The sequence below is a fragment of the Pseudomonas sp. 2 genome, assembly GCF_056627435.1.
The window spans coordinates 158,737-174,442 of record NZ_JBWXNG010000006.1 but is presented as its reverse complement, the minus strand read 5'-3'; the positions used below and the strand labels follow the sequence as shown (position 1 = coordinate 174,442).

Below are 15,706 nucleotides of genomic sequence, written 5' to 3'. Positions count from 1 at the left end.
CTGCGCTTCAAAAAGTTTACAACGATTAAATATGTAGTCCAATTCCGAAATTTGCGTAGGAACATTCCAAAACGAAATAAACGCGCCGCGTTTGATAACCATAATTTAATGCCCAGCCGCGCCGCCTCTTTATACATCCTTGTGTAATTCGAGCGTTTACGTACGGAAAGCCGCTAAATTTTGTAGGAACTTTCCTATATATGACCGCCGACCTGTTCTGTCCATGCGCGTCATCCAACATCTGCGATAAGGTGCGCGCTTTCTTTGCTGCCTGTTATGGATTGAATCATGAACTCAGTTTTTATCATCGACGATCACCCTGTCGTTCGGCTGGCCATCCGGATGCTGCTGGAGAACGAAAACTACGAGATCGTCGGCGAGACCGACAACGGCGTGGACGCCATGCAGATGGTCCGCGAATGCATGCCGGACCTCATCATCCTCGACATCAGCATCCCCAAACTTGACGGTCTGGAAGTGTTGACCCGTTTCAACGCCATGAACCTGCCTGCCAAGATTCTGGTATTGACTGCACAGGCACCCAGCCTATTTGCCATACGTTGCATGCAGTCCGGCGCATCGGGCTATGTGTGCAAGCAGGAAGACCTCAGTGAACTTGTCAGCTCAGTCAAAGCTGTATTATCCGGCTACAATTATTTCCCGAGCCAAGCCCTCGGCGCATTGTCGCCGGAGGATGGCGACCCGGAAGAACTCGAGCGTTTCAAACTGGTCAACGATCGCGAATTGATGGTGTTGCAGCTATTTGCTCAGGGGCGAACTAACAAGGAAATCGCCAAGGGCATGTTTCTGAGCAACAAGACGGTGAGTACCTACAAGACTCGCCTGATGCAAAAACTCAAGGCCAAGACTCTGGTTGAACTGATCGAGATGGCAAAACGCAATTCGCTGGTGTGAGAGATAGGATGTCGAAGGGGCTAAAGGACTACTGGATAGCAGCCGTATGGATCTGCCTGGGTTTCATCGTTCAGGCACCTGCCGATGCGGCCGAACGTTACACCCTGCTGAGCCGCTCCAACCCGGCGCACATGGACGTCACGCTGGACCGGGCTCAATGGCAGTGGGTGCGCAACAAGCGCGAATTGATCCTGGGCACCAGTGCGCCGGACTACCCGCCTTTCGACATGACCCTGACCGGCCACGATTATGAAGGTTTCACCGCCGATTACGTCGGCATACTGGGCCGGGCGCTGGAGTTGCCAGTCAAGGTGCTGCGTTTCGAGAGCCGAGACCAGGCCATCGACGCCCTGATCCGCGGTGACATCGACCTGTTGGGCAGCGCCAACGGCTATGAAGCGGCTGCACGGCAGCTCACCCTGTCATCACCCTATGCGATCGACCAGCCGGTGCTGGTCACCCGCACCGGCGAAACCCGGTCGCTGACCGATGGCCTCAACGGCCTGCGCCTGAGCATGGCGTATCACTACCTGCCGCCGGACGAAATCAGCGCCCTCTACCCCAAGGCTCGCCTGCAGACGTTTCCCTCCTTCCAGAGCGCAATCAACGCCGTGGCCTTCAATCAGGCCGACGTATTTCTGGGCGACGCCATCTCCACTCACTACGTGATCAGCAAGGGCTATCTGAACAACATCCAGATGGCCAATTTCGGCAAGCACGAGGCCAACGGGTTCAGCTTTGCCGTGCGCGCCGACAATCCGGCCTTGCTGAACATCGTCAACCTGGTGCTCAAGGGCGTCCCCATCGAGGAACGCATTGCCATTTCCAAACGCTGGGGCGCCGGCAGCGACCTGATGCTGACCGACCAGAAACTGCTGCTGACCCAGCGCGAAGAGCGCTGGATTGCCCAGCACCCCAAGGTGCGCGTGCTGATCAATGATGCCTACGCGCCCCTGACATTCTTCGATGCCAGCGGTAATTTTCGCGGGGTGACCGCCGACCTGCTGGACCTGATCCGGCTGCGCACCGGCCTGCAGTTCGAGGTCAGCCGTGCGCCCAGCATGAGCGACATGATGAACCGGCTCAGTCAGGGCCAGGCCGACCTGATCGGCGCGATGGTCCCCAGTGACGAACGCGAGGCACGCTTCAATTTCAGCCGCCCGTACATGGACAACGCCTTTGTGCTGGTCACCCGCAAGGAGACGGCAAGCCCGGCCAATCTGGAGCAGTTGGACGGCAAGCGGGTGGCCCTGGCCCTCGGCAGCCCGATACTGCCCTACCTGCGCCAGGCCTGGCCGCGGATCTATCCAGTGGAAGTCGACAACCCGGCCCAGGCGTTGGACCTGCTGGCCCATGGCAGAGTGGAAGGCGCCGTGACCTCACTGTTCAGCGCCAGCTACTTCATCTCCTCCCGGGCACTGCAGGACGCTCTGCAAATGCGCGTGACGGTGGGCCAGGAACCCGCGCGCATCGCCATGGCGACCTCGCGCAACGCCACCGAACTGACCGCCATCATCGACAAGGCGCTGTCGAGCATCGCCCCCGAAGACCTCGCCGTGATCAACAATCGCTGGCGCACCTACATCCCGCCCAGCCGCGGGGCCTGGCAGGACTATCAGCTGCTGGTCTACCAAATTCTCGCTGGCGCCGGCGTCCTGCTGCTCGGCTCGCTGGCCTGGAACGCCTGGATGCGCCGCCAGATCAAACAGCGCGAACGCGCCGAGCGGGCATTAAACGACCAGTTCGAATTCATGAGTGCGCTGGTCAACGGCACCCCGCACCCCATCTACGTGCGCGACTGCAACGGCCTGTTGAAGATGTGCAACGAGAGCTACCTGACCGCGTTTTCGGCACAACGTGAAGAGGTGATCGGCAAGAGCATCCTCGACGGCGTGCTCAGCGATGCCCAGGAAGCGCGCCAGTACGTTGCCGACTACCAGCAGGTCATGACCGACGGCGCGCCGATGATTCTCGACCGCTCGCTGCACATCGGCGACCGCTCGTTGACCATCTACCACTGGATCCTGCCGTTCCGCGATTCCCTGGGCCAGGTTCAAGGCATCATTGGTGGCTGGATCGACATCAGCGAGCGGCGCCAGTTGATTGAGGATCTGCAATCGGCCAAGCAGCAGGCCGATGACGCCAACCGCGCGAAAAGCACCTTTCTGGCGACCATGAGCCACGAAATCAGGACCCCGATGAACGCGGTCATCGGCATGCTGGAACTGGCCCTCAAACGCGCCGATCAGGGGCAGCTGGATCGCCCCGCCATCGAGGTCGCCTACAGCTCGGCCAAGGATCTTCTGGAGCTGATTGGCGACATCCTCGACATCGCCCGCATCGAATCCGGCCGCCTGACCCTGAGCCCCGAACGCGCCAACCTGCGCCAGCTGGTCGAATCTGTGGTCCGCGTGTTCGACGGCCTGGCCCGGCAGAAAGGCCTGACGCTGCAGCTGGATCTGGACAGCCGCACCAACTTGGACGTGCTGATCGACCCGCTGCGCTTCAAACAGATTCTCTCCAACCTGATCAGCAACGCCATCAAGTTCACCCAGCAGGGTCAGGTCCGGATCAGCCTGCAGAGCGAGGATGCGAGCAACGAGCAGTTGATCCGGCTTGTGGTGGTCATCCAGGACAGCGGCATCGGCATCTCCGAAGAAGACCAGCAGCGCCTGTTCGCCCCCTTCGCCCAGGCCGACAACAGCGGCCAGCTGGCCAGGACCGGCGCCGGGCTGGGCCTGGTGATCTGCCGCAACCTGTGCGAAATGATGGGTGGCACCCTGACTCTGGACAGCCAGCCAGGTACCGGAACCCGGGTGCAGATGACGTTCGAGCTGATGACCCTGGACCCGTTGGCCAGCCTGCCACCTCCCAAAGACAACGACGCGCAGGGCAGCGCCACGCTCGATATCCTCGTGGTCGACGACCACCCCGCCAACCGTCTGCTGCTGTGCCAGCAACTGGGTTTTCTCGGCCATCGCTGCGACGTCGCCGAGCAGGGTGCCGAAGGTCTGGAACACTGGCTGGCCGGGCGCTTCGATCTGGTGATCGTCGACTGCAACATGCCGGTGATGAACGGCTATGACCTGACCCGTGCCATTCGCGCCCATGAACAGGAACAGGGCCAGGATCCGTGCATCGTGCTGGGCTTCACCGCCAACGCCCAGCCGGAAGAAAAGCAGCGCTGTCGCGAGGCGGGCATGGACGATTGCCTGTTCAAGCCGATCAGCCTGAGCGCACTCAACGATCGGCTGTCCCGCGTGGACGTCAGGCAAAGCCGTGCCGCCTCACAGCCAGCCAGGGCTGCCTTCGAGATGCGCAGTATCGTGGCCCTGACGGGAGACCGGCCGGAGATGATCCGGCACCTGATCGATCAGCTCATCAGCAGTTGCCGGGACGATGCGAGGAAACTGGAGGAAGTGACGGCCTCGGGCGACCGGCAAGCGATCCACGATGTCGCGCACAAGATCAAGGGGGCGGCGAAGATCATCAGCGCCGGACAGGTGATCGAGTTGTGTGGGGAGTTGGAGCGGGCTTGTGATGATCAGGCCTTGGCTGCCGAAATCGCGCGGCTTGCCCACAGCCTTGGGGATGCGATGGAGGAATTGGAGGGGGCGTTGGTTGGGCAGCGACAGGGGTCTGAGATGGGCTGAGGCGCTGTTCCGTTTTTAAGGTCAAGGTCGTCCACGATTCCGAACCCGGATCTTGACCCTCAGGGCGTCGAAGAAAATCACTGGGTACATCGGCTCCAGCGGTCGCAGTTGCCACGCGCCCACTTCTTCCATCACCGCATCGGTCACTGAGCTGATGAAGTCGTGGGAAACGTCAGTGCCGTACTGTTCACGCAGGAAAGCGCTGATCTCACGTACCGTCATGCCGCGGGCGTACATGGCGATGATCTTGTCGTCAAAACCGGTAAAACGGCGCTCGTGCTTGGGGATCAGGATCGGGGCAAAACTGCCGTCACGGTCGCGTGGAATATCCAGCTTCAACGGGCCATCGTCAGTCAGAACGGTTTTGCCGCTGGAGCCGTTGCGCTGATTCTCGCTGTCTTCAGGGCGTTTCTCACCGAGCGCGTAGCCCAAGTGATGGCCGAGCTCCGCACCCAGTGCGCGCTCGACCAACGCCTTTTTGAAGGCCATCGAGATGTCTTGAATTGCCTCGGCGGTCATCGGACCGCTGACGAACTGTTCGACCAGCTCTTTGGGGATGGCTGGCAAGTTTTTCTTGGCCTCTGGGGCCGGGGTCTTTTTGCTAGGCATGCTATGCACCTTAAACGCATGTGATGCCCGAACACACATTACTGACAGTCCCCCTGTTGTATCGCTCTGTATCTCCCCCCTCCCCCCATACATTTCCTTGCTCACCCCCCGGTCCCACGACACATCCGAGATACCCCACCAGCGTTAAATGGATTCTATCGAGGCCACACACAGCGCCTCGCAACAGAACCCATCACTGCTCTGGAGCACACCACCATGAACTCAAAAAAACTGACCGTCGCCGCCTGCCTGTTCGCCGCCCTGAACGTCTGCACCTTCGCCGCCCGCGCCGAAGCCGCCACCCCGGACACCGCCACCTGCGGCCTGGTCACCAGCCACATCACCTACAAGGACAGCCACGGCAAGACCCAGATGCTCGACTACCTCAAAGCCGTCGACAACTGCCACAACCAGAACGGCTGATCGCGCTGCACACCCCGCGCCCGCTCCGCCCTCCGGACCGGGCGCAAGAGCCTAGGCGCCCACCTGCCGCGCCACATGCAACCGATGCAAAGTGATCTTGCGCACCTCCTGCTTGCTCAGCTCGATATGCCGCGCAAGCAACTGCTGAGCATCCTCCACCCGCCCCGACAGCAAGGCCTCGAGAATCTGCCCATGCTCGGCGTAGGTGGCATCGATCCTCGCCCCTTGAGTGAAATCCAGACGCCGGATGATGCGGATCTTTTCGGTGATCTCCAGGTGCATGCGCGCCATCTCGGCATTGCCCGTCGCTTCCACCAACACACAATGAAAACGCTCGTCCAGCGCCGACACCTGCGCGGCATCACGAAGGCGCTGCGCCTCTGCCACCAGCCATGTGGCGCGTAACTCGCCGATTAGCGGATTGCCCGGCAGATCCATCTGCGCCAAGCGCGCCAGCGCTGCGGTTTCCAGCACGATGCGCACGTCGTACAGCTCTTCGAAGTAATTGAAATCGAACGCCTTGACCTGCCAGCCACTGCGAAAGTGCACCTGCAGATAGCCTTCGCGTTCCAGCCGGTACAGCGCCTGGCGCACCGGCGTGCGGCTGGCCTGAACCCGCTGCGCCACTTCGTTTTCGCTGAAGCGATCGCCGGGCAGCAGGCGGAATTCGAAGATGTCGTCCTTAAGTTGCTGGTAGATGCTCTCGACCCGGTTTTGCGGACGATCGCCTTCGGCTTTCAGTTGAGCGATTTGCATGGTTGTTTCCATAAATATTGCGAAGTACTCCCCGTAGCAGCACGGCTTGCCGGCGGGGCGATAGGTCTGTCACCAAAATGTCGACTGACACAACGCTCCCGCCGGCAAGCCGTGCTGCTACGAGCGAATCAGGCGGGCTCGGGCTTTTTCAGGCTGGCAATGTACGCCCGCCAGCCACCGAACCCGGTGATGTCCAGCGCACCGGCAATCGCCCACGGCTCGCAAATGAACCCCTTCACACTGCGCCCGTCGACCAGGGTCAGGTTGCCAATCCCCAGCGGCGCGGGAATCTCGGCGACGAACTCGCCAAAGCGCGCCAACGGAATGTCCCACAGCTCGACGATGATCGACTGCCCGCCCTGCGCACGGGCCAGACCCGGTTTGGGCGGCACGGTGCCGGGCAGTGCGTAGAGGCGGTAGTCGGCTGCGGTCAGGGTCTGCTCGACGAACACCGCATCGCGAGTGGTCAACTGGAAGTTCAGCGGCATGCCGGTCAGGTGTGCGCCGACCACCGCCACCCGCACGCTGCCTTTTGCCGGAACCGATGCAGGCTTGCTGGCAGGCAATGCACGCCCGGTCGCGCCGAGGGGCAGGTTCAGGTGCGCCTGCCACTGCTTGCCGAAACTCGCCAGTGCGCTGTCATGCCAGGCCGGTGCGATCAGGGTGATGCCCGCTGGCAATCCATCGCTGCGCAACCCGGCGGGCAACGCCAGCGCCGAGAGGTCGGCCAGGTTGGTGAAGTTGGTGTAGAAACCGAACTGCGAGTTGTACAGCACCGGCTCCTCTTGCATGTCGGCAAGGGTGCGAATCGTGGCCGAGGTCGGCACCACCAGCGCATCGAAACCTGCCAGCGCCTCGTTGATTTTGCGGCTCAGCTCGGCACGCAGGTATTCGGCCTTGTAGGCATCGCAGGCGCTGTAGCCCAGGCCGTTGGCGACAATGCCGCGCACCACCGGGTTGATCGCATCCGGGTTGGATTCGAACATTGACGCCAGCGCCACCGTGCGCTCGGCCACCCACGAGCCGTAATACAGCTGCTCGGCCAGGGCCTTGAACGGCGCGAAATCGATGCGACTGATCTCGGCGCCCATCTTGCTCAGGGTCAGCAGCGCCTGCTCGTAGACGGCCTGGTTCTGGCTGTCGCCGAAAAACTCCAGAGTGTCCGGCACCGCAAGCTTCAGGGCGGCGCTGAAACCCACCGGCGCCGAGCCGGGGTTTTTCCGCGAATAGGCGTCACTGGCATCGAAGCCTTCGGCAATCCCGGCCACGCACTCGGCGTCCTCGACGGTCAGGGCGAACACCGAGATGCAATCGACGCTGCGGCACGCCGGCACCAGCCCGGTGTTGGACAGCCGGCCCTTGGTGGGCTTGAGCCCGACGATGTTGTTGAAGCCCGCCGGCACCCTGCCCGACCCTGCGGTATCGGTGCCCAGCGAGAACGCTACCAAGCCGCGGGCGACCACCGAGGCCGAGCCCGAACTGGAACCGCCGCTGACGTAATCGGGGTTGAAGCTGTTGGGCACCGCACCGTAAGGCGAGCGAGTACCGACCAGGCCGGTGGCGAACTGATCCAGGTTGGTCTTGCCCATCAGAATCGCGCCCGCCGCGCGCAGCTTGGCGACGACCGTGGCATCGCATTCGGCGGTGTAGGCGAACTCGGGGCAGGCAGCGGTGGTTGGCCACTGCGCGGCGTCGATGTTGTCCTTGATGGCGAACGGCACGCCATACAGCGGCAGCTGGCTCAAGTCACCCTCGGCAGCATCCAGACGCGCCTGCAACTCGGCCAGTTGCGCACTGAGCTGCGCGGGGCTGACGAGGGAAATCCAGGCAGTGTCGCCTTCAGGGTAGGCGTCGCGCAGCGCCATCAGGGCTTGCGGGGTCAGCTCGCCTTTGCGATAGGCGTCGAGCCATTCATTCACGGTCCAGCCGAACTGCGGGTTTTGAGCGTCTTGCATGGTGGATTCCATCTTGTATCCAAGTTTGAATCCAGCAAAAGCAAGAGCCGGGCCATGGTATTGCAGGCCTTGATTTTCGAGGGTTTGAGCACCATTCCAGGCAAAAGCAGCGAACGCGCATGCCCAGTGATGAAGCACTGCCGCCTGATTCTGGTGCCTATTTCAACAACCCCTCCACCAACTGCGGGGTCACATAGTGCGGGCCGTCGAACAGGTACAGCGGGTAGCCCGCGTACGCAGCCATCTGCGGTTTCAATTCTTGCACCGTGGCCGAACGAAAGCCGCCGCCAACCTTGGGCCGGAACGCTTCGACGATGATCCTCACCCGCTTGGGCCCGAGGCTTTCGCGCAGGGCATCGGCGTAGGTGCGGGCGACCGGCGCGCTGCGGGCGTAGACACCGACGCCGTCCTGAAAGAACACACCTATGTCATCCGGCAGCCACGACTTGAGCCAGTCGGCGGTGGCTTGCGGGCCGATGTTGGCGCCGTCGTAGACGCTGATCCACAACGGCCTGGGCAGCCGGGCCAGCAATGCGGGCAGCTCCTTGGCGCGGCTCCAGCTGGGGTCGACTTCGGCTGGAAAGTACCAGCCAGTAACGTTGAGCGGCGTTTTCACTTTGGCCATGCGTTCGGAGAGCACGGCCAGTTCTTCGATGTTGTCCCGCGAGCGGTTTTCGCTGAAAAAACCGGCCAATCCGACAATCGCATCCCGCGCCCAGGGCGCCTTGGCGATGCGCGCCCAATCCGGCAGCACCGGCACTTCGGGCAGTCCGGAACCGGCGACGAACGCCTGCCCGTCCACCGCCGTCCACTGGATCAACAGCTCGCGGGCGCCGAGTTGGTCCCACTCGCCGTCGATGTTCACCGTGGCGTTATCCGGCTGCCAGACAATCCCGGTGATGTCAGGCCGCTCACTGTGCCCCAGCTCGTACAGTGCGTCGATCGCCACGCAGACGAGGCCGATCACCAGCGCGATCAGTGTGGCCTTCACTCCGTGTTTCCTTGCGAATCCCTTCATCGAATCCCTCCCATCCCTGTCACCAGGAATAGGTCATGCGTGCGAACACCCCTTGCGCGCTGTCGTCACCGAAGATCTTCTCGCGGTACTGCACGGAAAAGTCGATATAGGACTGCGGCGCCTTGTGCTTGGTTTCACGGAACCAGTAGCGCACGCCGATCCCGACCCCGGCCCCGCCGGCGCTGTCGGAGGACGTGTGGTTGCGCCCGAGCGCATCGACCTGGCTGTGCATTTTGGAGTCGTAATTGGCCGCCGCCACAATGTGCGGAAAGATCACCAGCCGTGGGCTGATGCTGTCCAGGCGAATGCTGCGGCCCAGTTGCCACTCGCTGTTGAAGTAGTTGCGTTTGTCGCGCAGGTAGCGCCCGCCTTCGGCGTAGAACTGCGAAGTCCACCAACTGGGTTTGTCGACCCGCAGATCAGTGCCGATGCTCGAACCATAGCCCAGACGCACCAGCCAGTCGCCACTGACATTGCTGCCCGCCAGCGGGAAGGTGCGCTCGAACGCGGCCATGACGTTGTATTCGGTGAACGGCTTGATGCGGATGCCGACCGCGCCCTGCAATGCGTCCAGCCCCTTGTCATTGTCGCTTTCCTTGTTCCACAGGGTGTCGGTGACGCGGCCGTACAACTCGACGAAGCGCGCATCGCGATAGCCTTCCGGGCGCCAGAAGATTTCGGTGCTGTTCTGCAGGCTGTCATTGCTGCTGCTCGGCGCGCCGTTCAGGCCGTTGCTGGTGCTCGCCCCGCGATAGGTGGTGGTGTTGGTCACACCCCAGACCCGCGAGAGGTCCGAGACCGCGCGGCGGGTGTCGAACACCTGTTGGTCGGGCATCTGCAGATCGCCGGTCTGCTGGTAATCGAGCACGCGTTTGAAGTAGGCGATGGCCTGCACATCGTCCGGCGCGCGCATCGCCGAATAGGCGGCATCCTGGGTTTCCTTGGGCGTCAGGCCCTTGCTGCGGTCGACTCGCTTGAATTCCTCCAGCGCGCCCTTGTCGTCACCGGCCTGGCTGAGAAAGTAGGCAATCTGCACTTCGTCGCCGGGCTTCAACTGGCCTTTGGCCCGGGCCTGCTGCATCCGTGTCAGCGCCTCTTTCGGCTGACCCAGCGCGGCGTACAGCGAGGCCTGATCGCGCAGTGGCAGCGAGCCGACCGCCAGTGCCTGGGCGAAGTCCTGCTGCGCCCCGCTCTTGTCGCCCAGGCGCATGCGCATCTGCCCACGCTGGGCCAGCAAGGTCGCGTCGTTGCCGTTCAAGGCCAGGGCTTCGGTGGCCGCCGAGCGCGCCTCGCTCCACTGCTCCTGTGCGATCAAGGCGCTGACCAGCAGGCGTCGGTAGGCGATTTCATGGGGGAAGCGGCGCACCACGTCACGGGCGTAACTGACCGCCGCATCGTTGTCACCACGGGCCAGGGCGGCGTAGCCGGCGGCCGCGATGTTGACCGCCCGTTGCTCATGGATCATGTCCAGACGTCGGCTCAGTTGCGGCGATTCACCCAGCACCGCAATGGCCTCATTGGTCGCCGCTTCAGCTTCGTCGAGGTGCTGCTGACGTTGCAGCGCCTCGATCAGCATCATGCGGTAATCGGGATTCATCGGCGCTTCGCTGATCGCCTTGCGCGCATAGTCGGCGGCCAGGTCATAGTCACCGTTGGCATAGGCGCGCAGCGAGCGATCGCCGTTGCGAAAGCCCTTCTTGTTGCCGGGGTAACGCTCGGGGTGATCGCGGCGATCCTTGTCGCGCTCGGCCAGCTGGATAAGTTTGCGCAGGCGGTCGACATCGCTGCGCTGGCGCAGGGCTTCCTGGGCCCTTTCGATGGCCAGGTCGTAATCCTTGTCGTTGTAGGCCTCGTAGGCCTGGTTGGCGATCTCGAAGGCTGGCCCGGTCAGTGCCAGCGGCAGGATCTGCGGCTGCGTGGTCGAGGAATACTGCGCCTGACACAACGCAGGCAGGACGCTCAGGCCCAGAAAAATCGGAAGTCTCATGAGGGCTGCTCCGTCGGTGCGTCCGGTGAGGAATGGCGGTGTTGGCGGGCGACGGCTTGCTCGATGGTTTCGCGCGACAACACGCCGCTGTCCACCAGGTAGTCGCCGATGCGGCCATGGATGTGCGGCCTGTAGCCGAGCATGGCGCGGTTGAAGGTCTGGCGATCGAGCAGGCCCTGCTCGATCAGCAGGTCGCCCAACAGCGGCGTGGCGGCAGGCAGCGGTTGTCCGGCCACTACGTCCAGCCGGCGCAGTTGCTCGACGATCTCGCTTTCCCGGGCAATCAGCTGCACCGGTTCTGCACCCATCTGCTCGGTGATCTGTTGCAAGCCCTCTTCCGGCAAGGGGCTGGCCACGGCGATTTCCGGGCGGCCCTCAACGTCCAGCGCCAGCGGCACCACGCGCCAGCGCAGGCAGAATTCATCGGGCAGCGAGGCCTGCGTCTGGCCTTGAGTGCGGACCTTGGCGGCGATGTCGAACACCCGCGGCAGGTCGTTCTGAAAGGCGATGGCCTCGGCCAGGGTCTCGTCGTCGAGCCAGCCGTGGCTGAGCAGAATGCGGCCCAGCGGCAGTTGCCGGGTCTGTTGTTGTTCCAGCGCGGTGGCGAGTTTTTCATCGCTGATCGCCTGCCACGACAACAACACGCTGCCCAGTTTGCGCGGCGCCTGGGCGATCAAGTCGGTGGAGGGAAAATCGTGCATGGTCTTGTCCCAGACCAGCTTGCGGTTGAGCAGCTTGCCCAGCAGAAACAGCCGCCAGGCCCGGGCGGCGGCCATGAAGTTGACGAAGTTGCCCACCACCATGCGCGGCATCGACAGCAGGCCGTGCTGCCAGCCATAAATGATGGTGGTGAAGTAGCAGCGATGGGCCATGCGCCAGAGCAGCGCGACGCCGTTGGCCGCCAGCAGCACGCCCACCCAGCCGTTGCTGTCGAACGGGGTGGGGAAACTGGTGTTCCACAGGCCGCTGGCGCGCAGCACGATCAGCGCCAGCAACTGCGCAAGAATCACGTAGGCGATGATGCTGACGAACGAAGTGACCACACCCTTGCGGTCGCGAAACAGCAGATACCGGTTGGCCAGCGAGCCGCTCCAGCCCATCTGCTCCCAGCCCTGCAGACCGATGCCCAGGGTCCAGCGGGCCTTTTGCCGGAACGCGGTGCGGAAGGTGTCGGGGAAGAACTCACGCACACACAGCGGCATGTCCAGGGTCGACTCGTACGGCTCGCGAAACCAGGATTTGCGCAGGATCCGGTACTGCACCGGAAAGCGTACGAAGATCGCGCTCATGCCGTAACGGGCCAGCCGCGCGCCGACGTCGTAGTCCTCGGTCAGGCTGTCGGTGTTGAACGGCTGGTTATGGGTTTCATCGGCCAGCACCTGCAAGGCGCGGCGCGAGAAGCAGGTGCCGACGCCCGCCGAGGGCACGCTGTCGCTCAGGCTCTCGCGTACCACCAGGTCCTTGCCGTGCCACTCGGCGAACTCGTCCATGTAGGTGCCGGCGACCCACTCGTACCAGTTGCGTTCCAGCGACACCACCGGCAACTGGATCATGTCCTTGCGCGGCAGCAGGTAGTTGAACAGGCGCAACTCCAGCGGATGCAGCACGTCTTCGCTGTCGTGCAGCACCACCCCGGCGAAGTTCACCGCGTGGGTCTGCTCGTAGTGGAAGATCGCCTGAGTCACCCAGTTCAGGCAGTCCGCCTTGCAGGTCGGCCCGGCGTGGGGCACTTCCACCCGGTGCAACTGCTTGTAGCGCCGACGCATGCGCTCGACTTCATCGATGGTGCGCTGGTCGTTGATGTAGGTGCCGACGAACACCCGGTAGTTCTGGTAGTCCAGGGTCGAGACCATGTTCTCGATCATTGGCGCGATGACGTCGTACTCCAGCCACGCCGGGACCATGATCGCCAACGGCTGCTCGTCGCGGGCGATCAATTGCTCGGCAGTCAGCGGACGGTAGCGCCGCTCGGCGGTGAACTTGCGGTACAGGCGCCGGGCCCAGTACCAAAGGTCGATGAACAGGTCATCGAGGCTCGACACCAGGATGATCGTCGCGACCACGAGGGTCGCGACCTCCAGCGCGCTGTAGTAATGGGCCAGCCAGTAAGGCCAATAAAGCGAGGTCATCGCGGCTCCCGTTATTGACGATTGCGACGGGCGCGGGCGCCGGCCAGCAGCAATACGATCAAGCCGATCACGGCCGCCGGAATCAGCCACAGCGCCGACGGTTTACGCCAGGCGTCGAGGCCTTTGGGTTCATCGTCATCGATCATCTGGCTGCCAGTCGGATCCTTGGCATCGAAGGTGGTCAGCGGGCCGTTGTCGCCCAGCACCGTGACGTTGCCGCGCTCGAGCAGCACCGGGCGTTCGAAGTTCGGCGCCTGGCCACCGAGGGTGCGATAGATCATGCCGTGCTGGCTGCCGGACTCGACCACCTGCAACGCGGCCAGGTGATTGAGCGACTTGAGGTCCAGTAGCGTCTGCTCCTTGTGATGGATCAGCAGATGGCCCTGGGCGTCGACCTGCAGCGATTCGTCGCTGTCCTTGACCGGCACTTCAAAGGCCAGGAAGGCCTTGTCAGGGGTGATCGCCGAGCTTGCGTCTGTGTTCACTTTCAAATCCGCGCGCAGCGGCGAGACACCACTGGCGCTGGCCACGCGAATCAGCTGCGGCAGGCTGCTCGCCGGGCGCTCCAGATAGCCTTGCGGGATCAGCACCTGAGCGCCAGCGGCGAAGCGCGCGGCCATGCCGGAGAAGTCGCCGTCCAGCGCACTTTTCTCCAACGTGATATGGCTGCTGGGCAAAACCGCCACCGGGAATGCCTGAGGCGTTTCCCGGCACAGGTCGCTGACCGGCTGGCGCTGGAACGACACGCGCAGGATGTTCTGCGCGCCCAGTGCGTAGCGCGGGATGCGCGCCTCGATGCGCTCCTTCTGGCCGTTGGCGTTCAGTTGCGCGGCGCCGATCAGGTAGTCGTTGAGGAACAGGCTGGCAATCGGCGACGTGCCGGAAGCGCCGGGGGCTGCGGCGACGTCCACCGCCGCGTAAGTCGGAATGCGCCCGTCGTAGGCCACGCTGCCGAGCGGGAAGCTCGCGCTCCAGTCGGCCTTGGCCAGCACGTCGACGCTGCCGGGCTTGCCGCCCAGGCGAGTCAGCGCCACGCGACCGTCATCGCTGAGGGGCATGTTCGCCTCCTCACCCACGGTCAACTGGCGAGTGCGGGCGAGCTTGTTCCAGGCCGCGGTGAACAGGCCGATGGCCTTGCCTGCAGCGTCCCGATTGATCATCAACAATGGATGAGCGCCGAGCATCGCCAACCGAACGTTTTCGCTGCCGTTCGCATTCAAGGCCTTGCCGGTGTGTCGCTCGCGCCACTGGTTGAACGCGCTGGCCGCGCTCGGATCGAGGCTCTGAATCTGCCGCTGCAGGGCGTCGAGCGCGTCATTAACGGCCTTCGTCAGCTGCGGATCGCTGACGGCCAGGTCAGCGTTCAGCGCAGGGCCCTGGCCGAGCATCAGCAGCGCGCCGATCTGCGCCGGATCGTCCAGCGTGCGCAGGCCTTTGCCGTCAAGGCTGGCGAACGCCGGGATCGCCTTGAGCTCGGCAGGAATGCTCAACGCGCTCACATCAACGCTGTCGTTCACCTGCGGGAACTGCACGATGCGCGCCTGCTTGCCGATGCGCTCCAGCGCCACACCCAGGCGCCAGGCGGCGTCGTAACTGGCGCTGGACAGCGTGCCGGGGGCCACCAGAATCCCCGGTTTGCCAGGCAAGGCGTTCCAGGCCGCACCGACGTCCCGCAGTTGATCGGCATCGAAGCTGTAGCTCAGGCGCGTGTCGGGATCGATGCGCAGCACGTTGCCGATGGCCCGTTCGTCCTCGCACTGCACGCGGGAAATGATCGACGACCAGGCCACGCCCAGGCGCACCGAGCCGCTGTCGCGGGGCGATTTGTCGACACCGAGCACGGCACTGGCATTACCTTCGCCCTCGTTAAGTCCAAGCGCCCGCACCGGATAGCCGTCCAGCGACAACAGCAGCGTGTTGCGCCCCGCGTCGCCATTAAGGTAACTGGCATCGAAATGCAGCGTGGCATCGGTCAGCGGCACGTCCGCCGGGACCGGCAGGTACAGCTCGCGACGGGCATCGCGGGCATCCAGCACGATGGGCCGGTCGATGCCCAGGTCGCGCAGCTCGATGCTGCGCTGCTGGCGGGTGTCGGCGCTCAGGCGGCTGATGGCCTGGCTCAACGGGCTCTCTTGCGCGGCGGCGAATGCAGGTGCGACGGCCAACAGGCTGATGCTGCAGGCAAGGACGTGCAACGCCCCCGCGTGAACGGTAACGGAAGACTTCATTCAGGCAGATCTCGATCAAAACGTGTCAGGTGC

Annotated in this window: 9 protein-coding genes and 1 pseudogene; 3 read left to right on the top strand and 7 right to left on the bottom strand. The window is 63.3% G+C overall.

The window, feature by feature from the left end:
* Positions 1–288: 288 nt before the first annotated feature.
* Together AC1MEK_RS12300 and AC1MEK_RS12295 are read left to right on the top strand one after the other, a co-directional pair.
* Positions 289–915 (top strand): response regulator, encoded by a 627-nt coding sequence (locus AC1MEK_RS12300; RefSeq protein ID WP_480396556.1) that lies wholly within the window; start codon positions 289–291, stop codon positions 913–915.
* An 8-nt stretch (positions 916–923) separates the two neighbouring features.
* On the top strand, positions 924–4,568 hold the full coding sequence (locus AC1MEK_RS12295) for a transporter substrate-binding domain-containing protein (RefSeq protein ID WP_480396555.1): 3,645 nt from the start codon (positions 924–926) through the stop codon (positions 4,566–4,568).
* Between the two features lie 33 nt (positions 4,569–4,601).
* Here the strand turns inward: AC1MEK_RS12295 and AC1MEK_RS12290 are convergent.
* Positions 4,602–5,177, bottom strand: a pseudogene (locus AC1MEK_RS12290) (transposase); the annotation flags it as partial.
* 216 nt (positions 5,178–5,393) lie between these two features.
* On the opposite strand from AC1MEK_RS12290, the gene AC1MEK_RS12285 reads away from it, so the two are divergent.
* A complete protein-coding gene (locus AC1MEK_RS12285) occupies positions 5,394–5,600 on the top strand; it encodes a DUF2790 domain-containing protein (protein WP_480396554.1) in 207 nt (68 codons plus the stop codon).
* A 51-nt stretch (positions 5,601–5,651) separates the two neighbouring features.
* On the opposite strand, the gene AC1MEK_RS12280 is transcribed toward AC1MEK_RS12285, so the two are convergent.
* The 6 genes from AC1MEK_RS12280 to AC1MEK_RS12255 all read right to left on the bottom strand — a co-directional run bounded on the left by AC1MEK_RS12280 (position 5,652) and on the right by AC1MEK_RS12255 (position 15,673).
* Positions 5,652–6,356, bottom strand: a complete 705-nt coding sequence (locus AC1MEK_RS12280) for a GntR family transcriptional regulator (RefSeq protein ID WP_480396553.1) — start codon at positions 6,354–6,356, stop codon at positions 5,652–5,654.
* A gap of 128 nt (positions 6,357–6,484) precedes the next feature.
* Complete coding sequence (gene atzF / locus AC1MEK_RS12275) at positions 6,485–8,311, bottom strand: allophanate hydrolase (RefSeq protein ID WP_480396552.1); 1,827 nt, start codon at positions 8,309–8,311, stop codon at positions 6,485–6,487.
* Positions 8,312–8,468: 157 nt separating this feature from the next.
* The gene (locus tag AC1MEK_RS12270) at positions 8,469–9,329 is read right to left on the bottom strand and encodes an alpha-amylase family protein (RefSeq protein WP_480396551.1); all 861 of its coding nucleotides are present in this window, start codon (positions 9,327–9,329) and stop codon (positions 8,469–8,471) included.
* Positions 9,330–9,348: 19 nt separating this feature from the next.
* Positions 9,349–11,316, bottom strand: coding sequence for an NfrA family protein (locus AC1MEK_RS12265; protein WP_480396550.1), 1,968 nt, complete (start codon positions 11,314–11,316; stop codon positions 9,349–9,351).
* Positions 11,313–13,445: a glycosyl transferase family protein gene (locus AC1MEK_RS12260; protein WP_480396549.1), complete on the bottom strand. Its 2,133-nt coding sequence runs from the start codon at positions 13,443–13,445 to the stop codon at positions 11,313–11,315. Before AC1MEK_RS12260 ends, AC1MEK_RS12265 begins: the two co-directional genes overlap by 4 nt.
* A gap of 11 nt (positions 13,446–13,456) precedes the next feature.
* Positions 13,457–15,673: a hypothetical protein gene (locus AC1MEK_RS12255; RefSeq protein ID WP_480396548.1), complete on the bottom strand. Its 2,217-nt coding sequence runs from the start codon at positions 15,671–15,673 to the stop codon at positions 13,457–13,459.
* Between the last annotated feature and the right edge of the window lie 33 nt (positions 15,674–15,706).

Excerpts from the sequence above, each read along its gene's own strand:
- AC1MEK_RS12300 (WP_480396556.1), top strand. The coding sequence starts at position 289 with ATGAACTCAGTTTTTATCATCGACGATCACCCTGTCGTTCGGCTGGCC.
- AC1MEK_RS12295 (WP_480396555.1), top strand. The coding sequence starts at position 924 with ATGTCGAAGGGGCTAAAGGACTACTGGATAGCAGCCGTATGGATCTGC.
- AC1MEK_RS12285 (WP_480396554.1), top strand. The coding sequence starts at position 5,394 with ATGAACTCAAAAAAACTGACCGTCGCCGCCTGCCTGTTCGCCGCCCTG.
- AC1MEK_RS12280 (WP_480396553.1), bottom strand. The coding sequence starts at position 6,356 with ATGCAAATCGCTCAACTGAAAGCCGAAGGCGATCGTCCGCAAAACCGG.
- atzF (WP_480396552.1), bottom strand. The coding sequence starts at position 8,311 with ATGCAAGACGCTCAAAACCCGCAGTTCGGCTGGACCGTGAATGAATGG.
- AC1MEK_RS12270 (WP_480396551.1), bottom strand. The coding sequence starts at position 9,329 with ATGAAGGGATTCGCAAGGAAACACGGAGTGAAGGCCACACTGATCGCG.
- AC1MEK_RS12265 (WP_480396550.1), bottom strand. The coding sequence starts at position 11,316 with ATGAGACTTCCGATTTTTCTGGGCCTGAGCGTCCTGCCTGCGTTGTGT.
- AC1MEK_RS12260 (WP_480396549.1), bottom strand. The coding sequence starts at position 13,445 with ATGACCTCGCTTTATTGGCCTTACTGGCTGGCCCATTACTACAGCGCG.
- AC1MEK_RS12255 (WP_480396548.1), bottom strand. The coding sequence starts at position 15,673 with ATGAAGTCTTCCGTTACCGTTCACGCGGGGGCGTTGCACGTCCTTGCC.